Origin of the sequence: Rhodococcus sp. IEGM 1381, from assembly GCF_030056795.1 — a bacterium.
Lineage (GTDB): Bacteria > Actinomycetota > Actinomycetes > Mycobacteriales > Mycobacteriaceae > Rhodococcoides.
Window position 1 is genome coordinate 284,303 of record NZ_JASHKQ010000001.1, and the last position, 18,402, is coordinate 302,704.

The 18,402-nt window shown below is 64.6% G+C and carries 13 protein-coding genes; 11 read left to right on the plus strand and 2 right to left on the minus strand.

From position 1 onward, the window contains the following. Nucleotides 1–60 precede the first annotated feature (60 nt). A complete protein-coding gene (gene rfbB, locus QM797_RS01400; RefSeq protein ID WP_283273348.1) occupies nt 61–1,065 on the minus strand; it encodes a dTDP-glucose 4,6-dehydratase in 1,005 nt (334 codons plus the stop codon). 88 nt (nt 1,066–1,153) lie between these two features. Between rfbB and QM797_RS01405 the strand changes: the two genes are divergently transcribed. The 5 genes from QM797_RS01405 to QM797_RS01425 are packed head-to-tail and all read left to right on the plus strand — an operon-like array spanning nt 1,154 to nt 5,011. After that, the gene (locus QM797_RS01405) at nt 1,154–1,930 is read left to right on the plus strand and encodes a DUF8017 domain-containing protein (protein ID WP_283273349.1); all 777 of its coding nucleotides are present in this window, start codon (nt 1,154–1,156) and stop codon (nt 1,928–1,930) included. Then, nucleotides 1,927–3,135: a hypothetical protein gene (locus QM797_RS01410; protein WP_283273350.1), complete on the plus strand. Its 1,209-nt coding sequence runs from the start codon at nt 1,927–1,929 to the stop codon at nt 3,133–3,135. Before QM797_RS01405 ends, QM797_RS01410 begins: the two co-directional genes overlap by 4 nt. After that, nucleotides 3,132–3,506 carry a hypothetical protein gene (locus QM797_RS01415; RefSeq protein WP_283273351.1) on the plus strand — a complete coding sequence of 125 codons (375 nt, stop codon included), beginning with the start codon at nt 3,132–3,134 and terminating at the stop codon, nt 3,504–3,506. Before QM797_RS01410 ends, QM797_RS01415 begins: the two co-directional genes overlap by 4 nt. 51 nt (nt 3,507–3,557) lie before the next feature. Further along, complete coding sequence (gene rfbA / locus QM797_RS01420; RefSeq protein WP_283273352.1) at nt 3,558–4,433, plus strand: glucose-1-phosphate thymidylyltransferase RfbA; 876 nt, start codon at nt 3,558–3,560, stop codon at nt 4,431–4,433. Then, nucleotides 4,430–5,011, plus strand: coding sequence for a dTDP-4-dehydrorhamnose 3,5-epimerase family protein (locus QM797_RS01425; protein ID WP_283273353.1), 582 nt, complete (start codon nt 4,430–4,432; stop codon nt 5,009–5,011). The genes rfbA and QM797_RS01425 overlap by 4 nt, the downstream gene beginning before the upstream one ends. On the opposite strand, the gene QM797_RS01430 is transcribed toward QM797_RS01425, so the two are convergent. Further along, on the minus strand, nt 5,012–5,530 hold the full coding sequence (locus tag QM797_RS01430) for a GtrA family protein (RefSeq protein WP_420030290.1): 519 nt from the start codon (nt 5,528–5,530) through the stop codon (nt 5,012–5,014). Nucleotides 5,531–5,577: 47 nt separating this feature from the next. Between QM797_RS01430 and dprE1 the strand changes: the two genes are divergently transcribed. The 6 genes from dprE1 (at nt 5,578) to QM797_RS01460 (ending at nt 18,093) form a co-directional block, all read left to right on the plus strand. Beyond that, the gene (gene dprE1, locus QM797_RS01435) at nt 5,578–7,029 is read left to right on the plus strand and encodes a decaprenylphosphoryl-beta-D-ribose oxidase (RefSeq protein ID WP_283273354.1); all 1,452 of its coding nucleotides are present in this window, start codon (nt 5,578–5,580) and stop codon (nt 7,027–7,029) included. Beyond that, nucleotides 7,026–7,790, plus strand: a complete 765-nt coding sequence (gene dprE2 / locus QM797_RS01440) for a decaprenylphospho-beta-D-erythro-pentofuranosid-2-ulose 2-reductase (RefSeq protein ID WP_283273355.1) — start codon at nt 7,026–7,028, stop codon at nt 7,788–7,790. Before dprE1 ends, dprE2 begins: the two co-directional genes overlap by 4 nt. Before the next feature lie 4 nt (nt 7,791–7,794). Beyond that, a complete protein-coding gene (locus QM797_RS01445; protein WP_283273356.1) occupies nt 7,795–9,684 on the plus strand; it encodes a galactan 5-O-arabinofuranosyltransferase in 1,890 nt (629 codons plus the stop codon). A gap of 59 nt (nt 9,685–9,743) precedes the next feature. Beyond that, nucleotides 9,744–11,513, plus strand: a complete 1,770-nt coding sequence (locus QM797_RS01450) for a glycosyltransferase family protein (protein ID WP_283273357.1) — start codon at nt 9,744–9,746, stop codon at nt 11,511–11,513. A 1-nt stretch (nt 11,514) separates the two neighbouring features. Then, on the plus strand, nt 11,515–14,700 hold the full coding sequence (locus QM797_RS01455; protein WP_502942242.1) for an arabinosyltransferase domain-containing protein: 3,186 nt from the start codon (nt 11,515–11,517) through the stop codon (nt 14,698–14,700). A 75-nt stretch (nt 14,701–14,775) separates the two neighbouring features. After that, nucleotides 14,776–18,093, plus strand: coding sequence for an arabinosyltransferase domain-containing protein (locus QM797_RS01460; RefSeq protein ID WP_502942243.1), 3,318 nt, complete (start codon nt 14,776–14,778; stop codon nt 18,091–18,093). The last annotated feature ends 309 nt before the right edge of the window (nt 18,094–18,402 follow it).

Sequence of the window (18,402 nt, forward strand, 5' to 3'; positions counted from 1 at the left end):
TTCAGTTTCGCACAGCGAACCCAACTCGCCGCATCGCTCCGCCCGACATCCGAGATCGAGCTAAATCACGCTTTCTCCGCCAGCCGCGTAGACGGCTTCAGTGGCATCTTTCTGCGGTCGCCACCACTGTTCGTTGTCGCGGTACCAGTCGACGGTTGCCTTCAACCCGGCACGGAAGTCGACATAGGTTGGTGTCCAACCCAATTCGGTGCGTAGCTTGGTCGAGTCGATGGCGTAGCGCAGGTCGTGGCCGGGGCGGTCGGTGACGAAGTCGAAGGCGTCGGGTGCGTTTCCGGTTTCTTCGAGGATCGCTTCGAGGACGGTGCGGTTGTTCGCTTCGCCGTCGGCTCCGATGAGGTAGGTCTCGCCAATGCGGCCGCCGTCGATGATGGCCCAGACAGCAGTGTTGTGATCGTCGACGTGGATCCAGTCGCGCACGTTCTGCCCGGCGCCGTAGAGCTTGGGCCGTGATCCGCTGAGGATGTTGGTTATCTGACGGGGAATGAACTTCTCCACGTGCTGGTACGGGCCGTAGTTGTTGGAGCAGTTGGAGATGGTGGAGCGGACGCCGAACGAGCGGGTCCAGGCACGCACCAGCAGGTCACTGGAGGCTTTGGTGGAGGAGTACGGGCTCGACGGGTTGTACGGGGTCGATTCGGTGAACCTGGCCGGGTCGTCGAGTTCGAGGTCGCCGTAGACCTCGTCGGTGGAGATGTGGTGGTAGCGGACGTCGTGTTCGCGGACCGCGTTGAGCAACGTGGTGGTGCCGATGACGTTGGTGTGCACGAATGGCCACGGGTCGGTCAACGAGTTGTCGTTGTGGGATTCGGCGGCGAAGTGGACGACCAGATCGGTCTCGCGAACGAGGCGGTCGACGAGGTCGGCGTCGGCGATGTCGCCGTGCACGAAGTCGATGCGATCAGCCACCGGCTCGAGGGATGCTTTGTTGCCGGCGTAGGTGAGCTTGTCGAGCACGGTGACCTGGGATTCGGGGCGCTGCGCGAGGGTCTGATGTACGAAGTTCGCGCCGATGAACCCGGCTCCACCCGTGACAAGAATTCTCATGTACAGGGACTTTACCGGTGGAGGCTCATGCGAGCCGAGCTTGTCGGGCGCGCGTGCTAGCTTCTGTTCGACTTCGGGGGGAGTGACGATGCGTCTTCGATACATACTGCTGCGTCTCGCGGCATCGGTGGCACTGCTGTTCGGATTGATGTGGGCCATTCCGCAGCTGGCACCGGAAGTGCCGGAACCATACAAGGGCGTACAGGCCCTGCCACCGGTCTCGCCGGAACCCACGGGCTCGACCACGGCCCCACCACCCCTGCCGCCGGGGTTTCCGTCGATGAATCGGCCGCCACCGAAAATCGACGTGCCCGACGGCCAGCCGCAGCCCATCGCCACGAAATTCGGCTGGACCTACGACATTCCTGCGGACTGGGAGAATTGGAATGACGGATTCTCGGAGTGGGTCGGTGAGGACGGGTCGACCGCAACATACGGCGCAATGGGTCTCCACGGTCGATTCGATTGCGAAGGCGGTGAGTTCGAGTCTTCGGCGATCAGCGGAATGACCGGTCGTCGTGCCGGGGACTTGACGGTACTCGCCTATCAAGAGGCGCAGAAAGCGTCGATGATCTTCACCAACCAAGACGGGTCACTGGCACCCACTGTTCAGATCAGCGAGCCCGAGTATCTACAGGTCGACGGAGTCCCGGCTGTCCGCTACACAGCCCTGGTGGAAGACATACCGGATTCGCCGTACTGCCCTCCTCCCCGCGCCACATTCGACGTTGTCACCACTACCGGTTTCGCCACGGCAGAGGTCGCGGTCTTCGTCGTGCTTGCCGACCGTGATGTCGAGAACGCACTCTCCGATGAGGACGTCGACGGCCTCGTCTCGTCACTGAGAAGGACCGCGACGCAATGACCGAACCGCTGATCGCCAGATCCTCGGAAATAGCCGGCCTCGGAAATCTTCTCGATCGCATCGGCGTCGATACTCTGGCCAGTCATCGCTATCTGATCGACAATGCGGGCCTGAGCGAGAACGTGGTCGGGCAGATTCTGCAGCGACTCCAGCCGTATCTCGCCGGCTTCCAGGAGATGACACGTACTCGGCAGGTTCACCTGTCCGCCAATTGTGGCGAGATGGGTGTCGAACTCAACAAGGCTGCGTGGCTGTACGCCGATCAAGATCAGCGAAACTACGACCTGTTGAACACTCACACGACACTTCCACCGCTGCCGGGCATCGACCGCGGCAGTTCGGATCACGCCGCGGCCGGGCATGTAGACGAATTCGACGGTGCCGCCGACTACGGTCATCCTCACGGAATCGACTATCCTCCAACCAATCCTGCTATCGACGACCTCCGCGACGTGCTCGCCGATGCCTCCGAGTGGCTCGGCGAGATCGACCGCACGATCTTCGAACTCTCCGGGTGGAGTCCGCTACGCGAAGCGACCATCCCCGTCACCGGAAACTGGAACGAAATTCGCCGAATCGGTCAGGCGTACCAGATAGCGGGTGACGCTATGGAAGCTGGCGCGGAGTCGTTCGCGGCAGGGGCGCGCCGCGTGGACGGCTACTGGAACGGTGCTGCCGCTAGGGCATTCACCGACTATGCCGACCGACAACTGGCCGCAATTCGATGGGAAGGTCCAGCCGGACGAACGATCTCTGCGATCTGTGCGGCAATCTCCGACCAGCTTCGCGAAGCCGCCTTGGCAGTGGTGCGCAAAATCGTCGAGTTACTGGAGTCCGAAGTGGCCGTCGACAACGCCCGCGGTGCGTTGAAGGTCATGCTCAAGAAAGTGCCGGTGGTCGGCACTGCATGGCAGTTGGAGAGCATCGTCGAAATATGCTGGACAGCAATGGATCTGACCAAAGAACTCATCGTGAAGATCGAAAAGCTGGTCGACGACTTCGGCGCATTCCTCGACGCGCTCGGCGACCCCGAAGGCCAGGTGGGTAAGAAGATCGACGACACACTGCGGCCGCTGAACGACTTCCTCGACTACGGCAAGCAGGCCGTCGAAGCGGGCAAGACAGCGGACATCCGACCAGTACTCGACACACCGGACGAGGACTTCTCCGTCGGCACCGGCGACGAACCATGGCGGGACGCATGATCGAGTCCCTGCCTCCGCACGCCCGAGCCGCATACGACCGTCTGATGGCATCCTGCGGTGAGCTCGAGGCCGCGCGCACGCGAGCCCTGAGCACGGACCTGAAGGCTCCTGCGGGATCCCGCAGGGTCACCGCGGAACTACTGGCCCGCCTGGCGTCGTCACCGCAAGCGTCGGCCGAGCTGATACACCACGCACGCCGCGTCGCGTCGGGTGAGTGCAGCTGGGAACGAATCGAGGTGGACGCAGATCCGGTGCCTCCGGAGGTCGAGGAGCTCAAAGCCGATCCGCAGATCGTGTGGCCGTCGGAGTGGCCGTCATCGACCGAAGAGTCCGACGTCGGATCCCAGCCCTACCGAATCCCGTGGGAATGAACGCCGACACAACCGAGCGGCTGATCGGCGGGTCTGGAAGACTTCGGGTTCATGCGGGGAATCATTCTGGCGGGCGGCACGGGCTCGCGACTTCATCCGATCACGATGGGCGTCAGCAAACAGCTGGTCCCGGTCTACGACAAACCGATGATCTACTACCCGCTCTCGACACTGATCCTCGCCGGGATCCGCGAGATCCTCATCATCACCACCCCCCAGGACGCCGACCAATTCACGCGCCTCCTCGGTGACGGCTCCCAATTCGGCATCAACCTCACCTACAAAGTCCAACACGAGCCCAACGGCCTCGCCCAAGCCTTCGTCCTCGGAGCCGACCACATCGGCACCGACAGTGCAGCATTGGTGTTGGGCGACAACATCTTCTACGGCCCCGGCCTCGGTACTCAACTGTCCCGCTTCGAGACCATCGACGGCGGAGCCGTCTTCGCCTACGAAGTCTCCGACCCCACCGCCTACGGCGTCATCGAATTCGACGACAACCGCAAAGCGATCTCCCTCGAAGAAAAACCGGCCGCCCCGAAATCGAACTATGCCGTCCCCGGCCTGTACTTCTACGACAACGACGTCATCGCCATCGCCCGCGACCTCGAACCCTCCGCCCGCGGGGAATACGAGATTACCGACGTCAACCGGCATTACTTGGAGGCCGGCCGCCTGCAGGTCGAGGTCCTGCCCCGCGGCACCGCCTGGCTCGACACCGGCACCTTCGACTCCCTCCTCGACGCCTCCAACTACGTGCGCACCATCGAACAACGTCAAGGATTGAAAATCGGATCCCCGGAAGAAGTCGCGTGGCGACGCGGATTCATCACCGACGACGAACTGCGCGTGCGCGCGGAGAAGCTCGTCAAATCCGGCTACGGCACCTACCTGCTCGATCTGATCGACCGAGGACACCGACCATGACCTTTCGTGAACTGACCATCGCCGGTGCCTACGAATACACCCCACGCCAGTTCGGCGACGACCGCGGCGTGTTCTTCGAATGGTTCAAAGCCAGCCTCTTCGAGGACACCACCGGGCGGTCGTTGGATCTCAAGCAGGCGAACTGCTCGGTCTCCGCCGCCGGAGTCCTGCGCGGGATCCACTTCACCACCAACCCGCCCGGGCAAGCGAAATATGTCACCTGCGCCCGCGGAGCGTTCCTCGACGTCATCGTCGACCTGCGGGTCGGCTCCCCCACGTTCGGGCAGTGGGACAGCGTGCTGATCGACGACGTCGACCGCAAAGCGGTGTTCCTCTCCGAAGGACTCGGCCACGCCATCCTTTCGTTGGAAGACAATTCCACCGTCATGTACCTGTGCAGCCTCGAATACACCCCGGCACTGGACCGCGACATCAACCCCCTCGACCCAGCCCTGGCCATCGACTGGCCAACCACCGCCCGCGACGGATCGCCTTTGACCTACGAGCTCTCCGACAAGGACAAGGCCGCCCCCACCCTGGCCGAAGCCCTCGAAGCAGGGAACCTCCCGACCTTCTAGCTACCGGATCTTGAAGATCACGAATCGCTGGACCAGGAAGTTGATGACCGTCGCGGTCCCCTGCGCGACGACGAAGGCCACGTTCGCGTACCAGAAGCCGTCAGGAAGGGCCTGGTAGAGCCAGGTGTAGATGCCGACCTGGACGGCAAAGGTGACGCCGTACAGGGCAACGACCGCGAAGAACCGGGCCCTCGACGGTGCGGCGTTGAACGTCCAGCGTCGGTTGATCAGGTACGCCGTGGTGGTACCGAGTACGAAGCCGATCGCTTTGGCCAGCGTCACTCCGACGCCGAACACGAAATGCAACAGCAGGTTGACGCCCTGATCGACAATTGCCGACAACACACCCGTCGCCAAGAACCGCAGCACCTGCGTCTTGAGATCGAGGGCCGCGTCGGCGATGTTCTCGGTCAGCGGCAGCTCGACGGGCAGCGGAACGTGATGCTGCAACTCGTCGTCCTCGGGCGACCAGTCGTCGCCCGTGGAGCCTTCTTCTGCGGAGCGGTCGGGGGTGGACACGAGGACTGACACTAGCCGCTGCCGCGATGCGGGTACCCTCTTGAGCGATGTCCACGACAGCCGACGACGCACTCTTCCCCCTGGAACCACAGACCGGGAACACTGCGCCGCTACCCACGCAGACCCGCACGATCTCCGGATTCGGCCGCACCGCGCGATCGACCGGAGAGGTGCTCGCCACCTCCGACCCCGAGCTCATCGCGAACGCGGTCAAGCAGGTCGCCGAGCAGAACGACTCCAAGCCTTCGTACCTGCGACGAGGCGTCATTCCACGTGGCCTCGGCCGCTCCTACGGTGACAATGCGCAGAACTCCGGCGGGCTCGTCATCGACATGACAGCGCTCAACCGCATCTACAGCATCGACACCGCGACGCGGATCGTCGATCTGGACGGCGGCGTCAGCCTCGACCAGCTGATGCGCGCTGCGCTGCCGTTCGGCCTGTGGGTTCCGGTGCTGCCGGGTACGCGTCAGGTCACCATCGGTGGAGCCATCGGCTGCGACATCCACGGCAAGAACCATCACAGCGCGGGCAGCTTCGGCAACCACGTCCGCTCGATGGAACTGCTCACTGCGGACGGTCAGATCCGCCACCTGGCACCGACCGGCAAGAACGCCAAGCTGTTCTGGGCCACGGTCGGCGGCAACGGCCTGACCGGCATCATCCTGCGCGCCACCATCGAGATGACTCCGACGGAAACGGCGTACTTCAAAAACGACGGCCTTCGCACCGAGAGCCTCGACGAGACCGTCGCTGCGCACCAGGACGGCACCGAGGACAACTACACGTACTCGAGCGCATGGTTCGACGTCATGAGCGCGCCGCCGAAGCTCGGGCGCGCGACGATCACCCGCGGCTCGCTGGCCAAATTCGACGAACTTCCCGCGAAACTGCAGAAGGACCCGCTGAAGTTCGACGCGCCACAGCTGCTGACGGTGCCGGATATCTTCCCGATCAGCGGACTGAACAAGCTGTCGATGTCCATGATCGGCGAGGCCTACTACCGCATGGGCGGCAACTACACCGGCAAGGTGCAGAACCTGACGCAGTTCTACCACCCACTCGACCTCGTCGGTGAGTGGAACAGAGGCTACGGGCCCAAGGGATTCCTGCAGTACCAGTTCCTCGTTCCGACCGAGGCGCTCGAGGAGTTCAAGGACATCATCCGGTTCATTCAGCGCTCCGGTCAGTACTCGGCACTGAACGTCTTCAAGCTGTTCGGCCCGGGAAACAAAGCGCCACTGAGCTTTCCAATGGCCGGCTGGAACGTCGCGATGGACTTCCCGATCAAGGCGGGCCTGAACGAGATGGTGCGCGAACTCGACAAGCGCGTGCTCGAATTCGGTGGTCGTCTCTACACCGCGAAGGATTCGCGCACCGACGCCGAGACGTTCCATTCGATGTACCCGCGGATCGACGAGTGGATCAAGGTCCGTCGATCTGTAGACCCCACAGGCGTTTTCGCCTCCGATATGGCTAGAAGGCTGGAACTGCTGTGACGATAGACGCCGTAGGCAACCCCCAGACGATTCTTGTTCTGGGTGGCACCAGCGAGATCGGTCTCGCGATCACCGAGGAGTACCTGTCGAAGTCTCCGGCACGTGTCATCCTCGCCGCGCTGCCGAACGACCCGCTGCGCGAAAGTGCCGTCGCACAACTGACCGCCAAGGGCGCGAAGTCCGTCGACGTCATCGACTTCGATGCACTCGACACCGCGTCGCACCCGAAGGTCATCGACGCCGCCTGGGCCAAGGGTGACGTCGATGTCGCCATCGTCGCCTTCGCCGTCGACTTCGATGCCGAGCAGCTCTGGCAGGACCAACGCAAGGCCGTCCTCGCCGCGAACATCAACTACACCGCTTCGGTGTCGGTCGGTGTGCTGCTGGGCGAGAAGATGAAGGCCCAGGCGTACGGCCGCATCATCGTCATGTCCTCGGTGGCAGGCGAGCGGGTTCGGCGCTCGAACTTCGTATACGGCTCCACCAAGGCCGGACTCGACGGGTTCTACCTCGGACTCGGAGAAGCGTTGCGCGAGTTCGGGCCCCGCGTCACCGTCGTTCGCCCGGGCATGGTGCGCACCAAGTTCAGCGCGCACGTCAAGGAAGCGCCGATGACCGTCAACAAGGAGGTCATCGCGAAGCTCGCGGTGAACGCGTCGCGCAAGGGCACTCCGCTCATCTGGACTCCCGCGCCGTGGCGTCTGGTGATGATGGTGCTGCGGCACGTACCGCGGCCGATCTTCCGCAAGCTGCCCATTTAACTGCATGACTGTCGGGGTTGCACCGGCCCGCAGAACTGCTTCTGCCGTCGGAGAAATCGTTCTCGGTGTGATCGTTGCTGTCGTGGTGGCGACGGTCGGGTTGTATGCCTTCTCACTGGTTCAATGGCCGGCGTTCAACTCGTCCAACGTCACTCGCGCCCTGACAACCCTGGGCCAGGTAGTAGCTGCGGCACTGTTCGCCACGTCGACATACCTGTATCGAATCCGCAAGTGGCCGTGGATCGCTCGACTTGCGGCGTGGGTCGGTCTGTCCGGATTCGTCACCGTCACCCTCGGCATGCCCTTGGCGGCAACCAAGCTGTACCTGTTCGGTATCTCGGTCGACCAGGAATTCCGTACCGAATACCTGACGCGCCTGACCGATTCGGCGTCGTTGCGCGACATGACGTACACCGACATCCCGCCGTTCTACCCCGCCGGGTGGTTCTGGCTCGGCGGACGGGTCGGCAACGTGTTGGGCATGGACGGGTGGGAAGTATTCAAGCCCTACGCAATCGGGCTGCTCGCCGTCACATCGGTGGTCGCATTCGTGCTGTGGAAGGCACTGATTCGCAGCGACTGGGCCGTCGCCGTCAGTGCCGTCACCACTGCACTCGTCGTCGCCTACGCCTCCCCCGAGGCATACAGCGCCGTCATCGTGTTGCTGTTCGCCCCTGCTCTTTTGCTGGCATGGGGTGCGTTGCACAGAAAAGCGGCCGGCGGGTGGGGCGCGGCGGCAGGCACCGGCCTCTTCCTCGGAGTGGCCGCGACGTTTTACACCCTGTACCTGGGTCTGGCCGCGTTCACCGTGGTGCTCATGGCCCTGTTTGCCGCCGTTCTCTCGTATCGCGAGCGCAAGACCTGGAACGTACTGGTGCCCATCGCGATCAAGGTCGCCGCGATCGCCGCCATTTCCGGCGTCATCGCCGCGACCGTGTGGCTGCCGTACCTGATCGACTTCCTGCGCGGCGCGCCGTCGACGTCGGGCACAGCCCTGCACTACCTGCCCGAAGCCGGTGCGACACTTCCCTTCCCGATGTTCGAGTTCTCGATGTCGGGTGCGCTGTGCCTGATCGGCACGGTATGGCTGGCAGTGCGCTTCTCCTCCTCGCGCCGAGCGCAGGCACTCGGCGTCGGCGTCGTCTCGATCTACCTGTGGACACTGCTGTCCATGGCCGCCACGGCCGCAGGCACCACGTTGCTTTCCTTCCGACTCGAAGCGGTCTTGATCGTATTACTGGGCAGCGCAGGCGTTTTCGGCTTTCTCGAAGGTAGTCACGCGATCTACCAGGCCATCAACGAGCCGCCCAAGTTCCGTATCGCCGCCGTCGCAGTGGCGATCATCGGTGCCATGGCCTTCGCGCAGAACATCCCCCAGGTACTGCAAAGCGAGATCACCGTCGCCTACTCCGACACCGACGGTGACGGCAACCGCGCCGACATGCGCCCACCGAGCGCGGTCTCGTACTACCGCGAGGTCGACGACGCCCTCACCGAGCAGACCGGTCGACCGCGCGACGACACCGTCGTACTGACGGCGGACACCTCGTTCCTCAGCTACTACCCGTACTTCGGTTTCCAAGGACTGACCTCGCACTACGCCAACCCGTTGGCGCAATTCGATCAGCGAGCCGCCGCCATCGAGCAGTGGACCGAGCTCGAGACACCCGATCAATTGGTCGACGCACTGGACACCAGCCAGTGGCGCGCACCGGACGCCTTCCTGTTCCGACGCGGTGCCGACGGCTACACCCTGCGCCTGGCCGAGGACGTCTACCCCAACGACCCCAACGTGCGCCGCTACACCGTGACCTTCCCCGAAGCACTGTTCGAGGATCCACGCTTCACCGTGACCGACATCGGACCCTTCGCGCTGGTGGTACGCACTGCTTGACGTGTGACCCAGGTCGTTCTAGTTTTCGCCTACCGTGATCTTTCTGTAACCTCGACGCGATGACCACCCACGACCAGAGCGTTCTCGAGCGGCAGCCGACCACGGCACCCTCGCGGCACGCAGGCGTCGGGCGTGGTGACGTCGTGGCGGCAGTCGGATTTCTCGTCGCCGCCGTGTACGTCCTGCAGGGTCAGTGGCGCAATCTTTCGGGCGGCTACCTGTACAACAGCGGCCAGGACCAGACGATGTGGGAGTGGTTCTTCTCCGTTGCCGCCCATGCCGTCGCGCATCTGGACAACCCACTGTCGAGTGACCTGCAGAATTACCCACTCGGAGTGAATCTGATGGCGAACACGGCGATGTTCGGCATTTCGATTCCGCTGGCCCCGATCACGTTGCTCTTCGGACCGACCGTCACCTGGGCAATCGCCCTCACCGCCGGCCTCGCCGGAACCTCTTTCGCCTGGTACTGGCTGTTCTCGCGTCAGCTGAACGCCTCCAAGGGCGCGGCCGCGATCGGCGGTGCGCTGTGCGGCTTCGCGCCCGGTGCAATCTCCCACGCCAATGGCCACCCCAACTTCGTGGTGCTGTTCTTGCTCCCCGTCATCGCGATGCTGGTCACGCGCATCGCCCACGGCGGCGGAACCACCAAGAACACCGTCGGACTCGGCTTGATCGTCGCGCTGCAGATCCTGCTCGGCGAGGAGCCGCTGCTGATCTTTGCGATGTCGTTCGCCATCTTCGCCGTCGTCTACTACGTGTCCCGGCCCCGTTTGCTGTGGCCGGCTGTTCGCAATGCCGTGCCCCGGCTCGCTGTCTCCGCGAGTATCGCGCTGGCGATCGTTGCGCTTCCGCTGTGGTGGCAGTTCTTCGGACCGCAGTCGTACTCCTTCCTCGAACACGGACCGATGGGCAACGACGCCAAGGCCCTGTTCCAGTTCCCGACGCAGTCGATAGGTGGCGTCGCGACTCCGGGGCAGAACGTTCGCATCAACGCCACCGAGGAGAACGCGTACTTCGGTTGGCCGCTGCTGGTGCTGTGCCTGGTGGCGGCGTTGTGGATGTGGCGCGTCGCCTGCGCCCGTGCCGCCGCGGCGACCGCCGTCGTCATGAGTGTGCTCTCGCTCGGTGCGACGCTGATGATCGGTAAGAACGACACCGGCGTCACCCTGCCGTGGACGAAGCTCGCCGAGTATCCACTCGTCGAATCCGTCCTCGAGACCCGGTTCGCATTGGGCGCGGTACCTGCGCTGGCATTACTGCTCGTGCTGGCCACCGATCGGACCTTCCGTAACGGGCTGCGCCCATTACCTGCGTTCTGGATAGCCGGACTCGCCCTCGCACTCGTTCCGCTGATCCCGACGCCGCTGGTCGCCGTCGACAAGTCTCCGACGCCGGAGTTCTTCGCCGACGGAGAGTGGCAGAACTACGTCGACGACGGTTCCGTTGTCACCGTCCCCTTGCCACGGCCCGAGGACGCGCGTCCGCTGCGCTGGCAGATGGACGCCGACATGGGCTTCAAGCTGGCCGCCGGATACTTCGTCGGACCGAGCGATCAAGAGGAGAAGATTGCCAAGTACGGAGCCGTCGACCGGCCGACGGCCCTGTTGCTGGGCTCGGTGTACGACCAAGGCACTGTCCCGGAGATAACCGACGATCAACGCGCGCAGGCCGTCGAGGATCTGACGTTCTGGGAGGCGGACGTCGTCGTACTGCCGCCCAGCACGCGAACCGTTGCACTGCGCACCACCGTCACCGAACTGCTCGGTGTCCAGCCGAAGTACACCGGCGACGTGTGGGTGTGGGATGTGCGGACGCTCGTCCAATAGCATGTCCGGCGTGCCCGACACCGCTCCGAACCTCAAGACCTCCCGGCTGATAGCGATCGTCACCGGCATCATCGGTGCGGTTCTGGCCATCGCGACTCCCCTGCTGCCGGTTCAGCAGGACGTCGCCACCCTCTCGTGGCCGCAGAGCTCGTTCGGCAGCGTCAACGCCCCGCTGGTGAGCTACTCGCCCGTCGACCTCGAGGCAACCGTTCCGTGCAGCGCGGCCACTGCTCTCACCGACGGCGGCACGCTGGTCTCCACCGCACCCATCGCGGCGGCAAAAACCGAGCAGAAGGCACTGATCGTTCGGGTCGACGACGGCCTACTGCAGGTGCTGCTGCGCGATCGAGTTCTCGCCGAGGCACCCATCGACGAGCTGAGCGGTAACTGCGCGCTGACAGTGTCGTCGAACGCCACCCGCACGGTCGTCGACCTCGACGGCGAAGCGAACACCGTGGACGGGGACATCCGGCCGCAGGTCGTCGGCGTCTTCACCGATCTCACGGCACCGGTCGAAGGCCTGAACGTGCGCGTGGACATCGACTCGCGCTATTCCTCCGCTCCGACGACGTTCAAGTTGCTGGCGATGATCGTCGGCGCACTCGCTGTCATCGCCTCCCTGTTCGCGCTGCATCGGCTCGACGGCATGGACGGACGACGCCACCGACGATTCCTTCCCTCGCGCTGGAAGTCCGTTACCGGCGTCGACACAGTCGTGGTGGGTGTTCTGGTGCTGTGGCACTTCATCGGGGCGAACACCTCCGACGACGGCTACCTGCTCAACATGGCCCGCGTCTCCGAACATGCCGGCTACATGGCCAACTACTTCCGCTGGTTCGGCGTCCCTGAAGCGCCGTTCGGCATGCCGTACTACGACATGCTCGCTGCTCTCGCCAAGGTCAGCACCGCCAGCATCTGGATGCGCCTGCCCGCCACCATCGCAGCGCTGCTGTGCTGGCTGGTCATCAGCCGAGAAGTGATCCCTCGCCTCGGTCGCGCGGTGATGACCAACCGCGTCGCGCTGTGGACCGCGGGGCTGGTGTTCCTCGCCTTCTGGCTGCCCTACGACAACGGACTGCGCCCGGAACCGATCATCGCTCTCGGCGCACTGCTCACGTGGTGCTCGATCGAACGCGCCATCGCCACCGGACGACTGCTGCCCGCCGCCATCGGCACCCTGATCGCCGCGTTCTCGCTCGCCGCCGGACCCACGGGATTGATCGCCGTCGCTGCTCTGCTCGCCGGGCTGCGCCCATTGGTGATTATCGTGGTCAAGCGAGCGCGTGAGGTGGGCCTGCTCGCCGTTCTCGCGCCGCTGATGGCGTCGGGACTGGCGGTGGTGATCGCGATCTTCGCCGACCAGACGCTGAGCACCGTGCTCGAAGCGACCCGAGTGCGCTCGGCCATCGGACCGAACGTGCCGTGGTTCGAAGAACGCGTGCGCTGGGACGCATTGATGACCATCTCACCCGACGGCTCGCTCGCCCGACGGTTCGGCATGTTCGCGATGCTGCTGTGCATCGTCGTGTGCATCGCGGTGATGCTCCGCAAGAACGGACGCATCCCCGGCACGGCCACCGGGCCGTCGCGTCGGATACTCGGAATCATCTTGGGCGCATTGGCTTTGATGATGTTCACTCCCACCAAGTGGACCCACCACTTCGGTGTCTACGCCGGCCTCGCGGCGTCGCTGGCCGCATTGGCGGCAGTGGCCGTCACCTCAGCGACCGTGCGATCTCCGCGCAACAGAACCCTGTTCACTGCCGCGGTTCTGTTCATGACGGCGGTGGCGTTCACCAGCTCCAACGGTTGGTGGTACGTGTCGAGTTACGGAATTCCGTGGTTCGACAAGCCGCCGTCCATTGCCGGCAAGGGCTTTTCGACGATCCTGCTCGGCCTGACGGTTCTGACGCTGCTCTACGCCGCCTACCAACACGTCCGAATGCCCTATCGCAGAACAGAACCCACCACTCGACGCCGATTCGCGGCGTCCGCTCTGACCGTCGTCGCCGGCGTCGTCGTCGCCTTCGAGGTGCTCTCCTTCGCCAAAGGTGCTGTGGCGCAATACCCGGCGTACTCCACCGCCCGCTCGAACTTCTCGGCGCTCGCCGGTAACTCGTGCGGACTCGCCGGCGACGTGCAGGTGGAAACCGACGTCAACGGCTCGGTGCTACAACCGATCGATCCCGCGGCGGACGCACTCGGAGCGGGCGGTAGTACCGGATTCACGCCCGGCGGCGTCGCCCAAGATCTGACCGCAGACTCCGAGGACACGGCGCAGGGCAGCGCCAACTCCATCCGGCCCGAGGACTCCGAACAGAGCGCGGCGGCAACGTCGTCGAACTCTGCGGGCACCTCCGGCGGTACCAACGAGAACGTCGGAATCAACGGCAGCGCAGTCGCCCTGCCCTTCGGCTTGAATCCTGCGACCACTCCGGTGCTGGGTAGCTTCGGTGCCACCGAGCCTGCATCACTGACCTCCGGTTGGTACCAGCTCTCCGACACCGACCGCGGCGACCTGATCGGCATCGCCGCCGCAGGCCGAATCCGATCGGTGGACAAGGACGGCATCGTCACCCCCGGCCAACGCGTCGAACTCGAATACGGCCGCCGCGACAGTAGCGACGTGCAGGCACTGGGCCGCGTGACGCCTCTCGATATCGGCCCGTCGCCGTCGTGGCGCAATCTCCGGGTCCCGATGAGCGATCTACCGGCCGAGGCAGACGTGGTTCGCATCGTCGCCGAGGACAACGATCTGGCCGGAGATCAGTGGCTTGCCGTCACCCCGCCGCGCGTCCCGAAGACACAGACGCTGAACTCGCTAGTCGGATCGACCGATCCGGTGTTGCTGGACTGGGCCGTCGGACTGGCGTTCCCGTGCCAGCGACCGTTCGATCATCGGGACGGCGTCGCCGAGGTGCCGAAGTACCGGATTCTGCCCGACCGCACAGGGGCCGAATCCACCAACGCCTGGCAGGACTCGATCGGCGGTGGCCCACTCGGCTGGACCGAACTGCTCCTCGGGGCGCAGACGCTGCCGTCGTATCTTGCCGACGATTACGCCCGAGACTGGGGATCGATCGAGAGATACATGCCACTCGATCCTGACGCGGCGACGGCCGAGATCGCCGTCGAGCAGCAGCCTCGGTCGGGAGCGGCCAGCGACGGACCGATGAAAACAGACTGAGGTCCCGTTTTTTGGAGGGTTACGGGGACGGTGCCTGTGTGACCTCTTCGTCACGCTCGCATAACATCGACTCTCGTGCCCGACGTCGTGACAGATTCATCAGCTGGTCCCCCTGTCCCCGCTCCTCTGCGAGCCTCGGACGAACTTCGTGCTCAGGTACGAATTCCCCGGCTGATCGCCATGGTGGCCGGCGTGCTCGGTGTTTTGTTCGCACTGATTACCCCGTTCGCGCCTGTCACGCAGACCACAGCCACCATCGCGTGGCCGCAGAACGGGCTCCTGCAGGACGTGGACGCCCCGCTGGTGTCTCAGGCACCGGTGAGCCTCACTGCGACCCTGCCGTGCTCTGCTGTTGCCGCACTCCCCGCGTCGGGTGGGCTGCTGTTGGCGACGGCGCCCCCGCAGGGTGAGGGCGCTGCACTGAACAGTTTGTTCGTGCGCGTCGGCGAATCGAACGTCGACGTCCTCGATCGCAACGTCGTGGTCGCGACGGCACCTCGCGCCGACGTCCAGAGCACTCGCTGCGCGGCTATCGAAATCACCTCGAACGATCAGTACACCTCGGCAGCCTTCACCGGATTGACCGACGATGAGGGCCAGCCTCTGCAAGGCCGGCTCGACGGCGATTTGCGCCCCCAGGTCGTCGGCATCTTCAGCGATCTGAGCGGCGCGGCGCCCGCGGACATGTCCGTCACCGTCGACGTCGACTCCCGCTTCTCGTCGTCGCCGACCTTGCTCAAGTCGCTGATCATGATCCTGGCGATCGCCTGCACCGCGCTGGCCATCGGTGCACTCGGACGACTCGACGGCACCGATCGCCGCGCACACCGCCGCTTCTTTCCGTCCCACTGGTGGAAGTTCACCGGTGTCGACGTCACCGTCCTCGGTGTTCTGGTGGGGTGGCATTTCGTCGGTGCCAACACCTCCGACGACGGCTACCTGCTCACGATGGCCCGCGCAGCCGACCACTCCGGGTACATGGCCAACTACTTCCGCTGGTTCGGCGTACCCGAAGCACCGTTCGGCTGGTACTACGACGTGCTCGCCGTCTTCGCCAAGATCTCGACAGCAAGCCCGTGGATGCGACTGCCCGCCCTCATTGCCGGCGTTCTGTGCTGGATGGTGATCAGCCGCGAGGTGGTTCCGCGCCTCGGGCGCGCAGTACGCAAGTCCAACGTCGCGCTGTGGACCGGCGGATTGGTGTTCCTCGCCTTCTGGCTCCCGTACAACAACGGACTGCGCCCCGAACCGATCGTCGCCCTCGGCGCACTGCTCACCTGGTGCTCGGTGGAGCGTTCCATCGCCACCGGCCGGTTACTGCCCGCCGCCGCAGCATGTCTCATCGGAGCCTTCACCCTTGCCGCCGCTCCCACCGGATTGATGTGTGTGGCAGCACTTCTCGCCGGTGCCCGGCCCATTGCGCGGATCGTCGTCCGACGCCACCGTCAGGTCGGCACCCTCGCCCTGCTGGCACCGTTGGCCGCGGCCGGTGTGCTCGTCCTCGTCGTGGTCTTCGCCGACCAGACGTACGCAACAGTCATCGAGTCCACCCGAGTTCGGACCATCATCGGCCCCAACGAGGCCTGGTACCAGGACTTCCTGCGGTACTACTACCTTTTCGTCCAGACCGTCGACGGCTCCGTCGCACGCCGCTTCGCGTTCCTGACGATGCTCCTGTGCCTGTTCACGACGCTGTTCGTGCTGCTGCGACGTCGCCGCATCCCCGGCATTGCGAACGGCCCGGCCTGGCGTCTGCTCGGCGTCGTGCTCGGCACCATCTTCTTCATGATGTTCAACCCCACCAAGTGGACTCACCACTTCGGTTCCTACGCCGGAATCGCCGGTGGGCTCGCCGCCCTGACAGCCGTGGCCGTCTCGGCCAGCGCCCTGCGTTCGCGGCGCAACCGCTCACTGTTCGCAGCGGGGCTGATGTTCGTTCTCGCACTGTCGTTCTCGGGCATCAACGGCTACTGGTACGTCTCGAGCTACGGCGTGCCGTGGTTCGACAAGACGGTGTCACTGGGTGGCAACGAATCGGGCACCCTCTTCCTGATCCTCTTCGGACTGGTCCTTGCCGTTGCGGCCTTCCAGTACCTGCGCGAGGGATACGCTCCGCCACAGCCGAAGCCGACGTCGGCGCGCGGAAAACGCATCCGAAAGTTCGCTGCCGCACCACTGACCGTCATTGCCGGAATCATGGTGCTGTTCGAGGTGCTCTCGCTCGTCAAGGGTGCCGTCTCGCAGTACCCCGCCTACTCGCTCGCACGCTCGAATGTGCAATCGGTCCTGGGTAATTCGTGCGGCCTCGCCAACGATGTGCTCGTCGAGTCCAACCCCAACGCAGGCATGCTCAGCCCGTTGCCGGGCGAGTTCGATGCCGTCGCAGGCCCGCTCGGCGGATCGAGCTCCACCCTGCGCAACTTCACGGCCAACGGTATTCCCAGTGACCTCAGCGCCGATGCTGTGGAAGTCAAACCAGGACAGGGTAATACCGACCAACAGGCCGTCGGACCCGCCTTCGAGGAAGGCCAGAGTTCCGGTACCGCAGGTGGCACCGGCGTCGTCGGCGTCAACGGCTCGAACGCAGCGCTGCCCTTCGGCCTCGACCCCGCCACCACCCCGGTACTCGGCTCGTACCAGGAGGGCATCCAGGAACCCGCGTCGGCCACGTCGAGCTGGTACCAACTGCCCGCTCGTAGCGACGACGCGCCTCTGGTCGTCTTCTCCGCAGCCGGACGCATCTGGTCGTACGACGACACCGGAGCCCTCACCTACGGACAGTCACTGCTGCTCGAATACGGCAAGCGTCAGCCCGACGGAACCGTCCAGGCCGAGGGCACCTTCCTCCCCCGCGACATCGGACCGGCACCCTCGTGGCGCAACCTCCGAATCCCGTTGGCGGACATCGCACCTGACGCCGACGCCGTCCGCATCGTCGCCAACGACCCCAACCTCACCGGCGACCAATGGCTCGCATTCACCCCGCCGCGAGTTCCGGTGATGGACAACCTGAACACCATGATCGGCAGCGAGCAGCCCGTTCTGCTCGACTGGGCCGTCGGACTTCAGTTCCCGTGCCAGCGACCCTTCGACCACCGATACGGCGTCGCCGAGGTGCCCGGATACCGCATCCTCCCCGACCGCCCACTCGCCGTCAGCTCCACCGACACCTGGCAATCGGGCGAGAACGGCGGACCACTGGGCTGGTCCGAACTGCTCGCCAAGCCCATCACCGTCCCCACCTACCTGAAAAACGACTGGGCCAGGGACTGGGGATCACTCGAACGCTACGAGCAGTACTACCCGAGCGCTGTGCCCGCCGACGTCGACACCGCCGACGTCACCCGATCGGGTTGGTACAAGGACGGCGAACTGCGAGTTTTCGAGGACTGACCGCCCGCCCCCCCGCTCCGCGTCAATGGACCCCTGCACACGTCTCGACCGTGCAGGGGTCCATTCACGTTCGGCCCGTCGTGGGTCAATGGACCGTTGCATACGTCTGAGCGCGTCAATGGTCCATTCACCCTCCGGTGGGGCAACGACTGCAAACGCTCGCCTACCCTTCGCGAGGCCGCCTTAGCATCCAACTCCGACAGCGACGTCCGGCTCGCGACCGGTAGCAGCCGATCCATCCACAGACTCGTCGGCTATCCACAGACACCCGGCGACAGCGTCGAAACGCGACGAACGTGTCGTTGCCGA